This window comes from Actinoplanes sp. NPDC026670 (assembly GCF_040638175.1).
GTDB lineage: Bacteria > Actinomycetota > Actinomycetes > Mycobacteriales > Micromonosporaceae > Actinoplanes.
In genome coordinates this window covers 1-1,544 of record NZ_JBEZXU010000177.1, presented here as the reverse complement: position 1 = coordinate 1,544, position 1,544 = coordinate 1, and the positions used below count along the sequence as shown (strand labels likewise).

Here is a 1,544-nt window from a genome sequence, read left to right as displayed (position 1 = left end):
GAGCCTGTCAGGATGCCTGTGTAACAGTCCTTTTTGCCCTGCTAAATAATGGTAGCGGGAATGCGGCCGGGGAATGCGATGTCAAACGCGCCGAGAGCGGATTTCCACCCCTGCGTGGTGGCGCCCTCGACCAGCCGGGGCTGGGCGGTTCGTTTGTTCGCCGGCTTGCCGCGGTCGGCTTCGCGGGCGCGGGCCCGTTTGTCTTCGATGTCGCAGATGGCGAGCCAGATCAGCTTGATCACCGAGTCGTCGGTCGGGAAGTGTCCGCGGTTCTTGATGATTTTGCGGATCTGGAAGTTCAGGCTCTCGATCGCGTTGGTGGTGTAGATGATCTTCCGGATCTCGGGCGGGAACTCCAGGAACGGGATGAACCTGTCCCAGGCCCGTTCCCAGACCGCGATCGCGGACCGGTGCTTGCGGCCCAGTTCCGATTCGGCGAGCTCGAGCAGGGCGGTCTCGGCGGCTTCGGCGTTGGCCGCGGTGTAGACCGGTTTCAGAGCGGCGGCCAGCTTCTTGCGGTCGGTGTAGGACACGTACCGCATCGACGCCCGGATCAGATGGACCACACAGGTTTGCACGATGGTGTTCGGCCAGACCGTCTCGACCGCGGCCGGTAGCCCTTCCAGGCCGTCGCAGCAGGCGATCAGCACGTCGCGCACGCCGCGGTTGCGCAGCTCGGTGAGCACACCGAGCCAGAACTTGGCGCCCTCGTTGTTCTGCAGCCAGATCCCGAGCACATGCTTGACGCCGTCACAGTCGACGCCGACGACCAGGTGCGCGGACTTGTTACGGACCTGATTGCCGTCGCGGACCTTCACCACCAGCGCGTCGATGTAGACGATCGGATACACGCTGTCCAAAGGACGGGTCTGCCAGGCTTTCACCTCGTCCAGGACGGCGTCGGTGACCACCGAGACCGTGTCGGGCGAGATTTCGGTGCCGTAGACGCGTTGCAGGTGATGGCAGATGTCACGCACGGTCATCCCGCCTGCGTAGAGGCTGATGATGACGTCGGACAGCCCGCCGAGACGGCGTTCGCCCTTGGGCACCAGCATCGGCGTGAACGTGCCGGCCCGGTCCCGTGGCACGTCGAGCGCGACCGGCCCGATCTCGGTCTGCACCGTCTTCGGCGTGCTGCCGTTACGCGAGTTCCCCGAGCCCTTGCCGGCCGGGTCGTGCTTGCCATAGCCCAGATGGGCGCCGAGTTCGGCCTGCAGCCCGCGTTCGAGGACGGCCTTACACAGCTCGGACAAGAAGCTGCCCGGCCCGGTCAGCCGGCCGCCGTCGGCCCTCACCTGGGCCACCATCTGATCCAGCATCTGCTCGTCCAGCAGAGCCCGGACCGCGGGCGCGGCCGCCCCGGGCACACCGTCGGCGAGCGGGAGCCGGGGCGCAACCACCTGCTCACCAGGCTCGTTGTCCAGGGTGAAGCGGTCGAACTCATCAGTCAGCGACATGATCGCGATCCTGTCTACACAGCCAGGCTCATACCTGGCGATAACGGATAAACCACTCATCCGTTACACAGGCTTCCCGACACGCTC

General features: G+C 65.5%; 1 protein-coding gene. It reads right to left on the bottom strand.

Annotation, left to right across the window (positions count from 1 at the left end; all coding sequences use genetic code 11):
• Nucleotides 1-41: 41 nt before the first annotated feature.
• Nucleotides 42-1,307 carry an IS256 family transposase gene (locus AB0E94_RS52855; RefSeq protein WP_360344542.1) on the bottom strand — a complete coding sequence of 422 codons (1,266 nt, stop codon included), beginning with the start codon at nucleotides 1,305-1,307 and terminating at the stop codon, nucleotides 42-44.
• Nucleotides 1,308-1,544 lie beyond the last annotated feature (237 nt).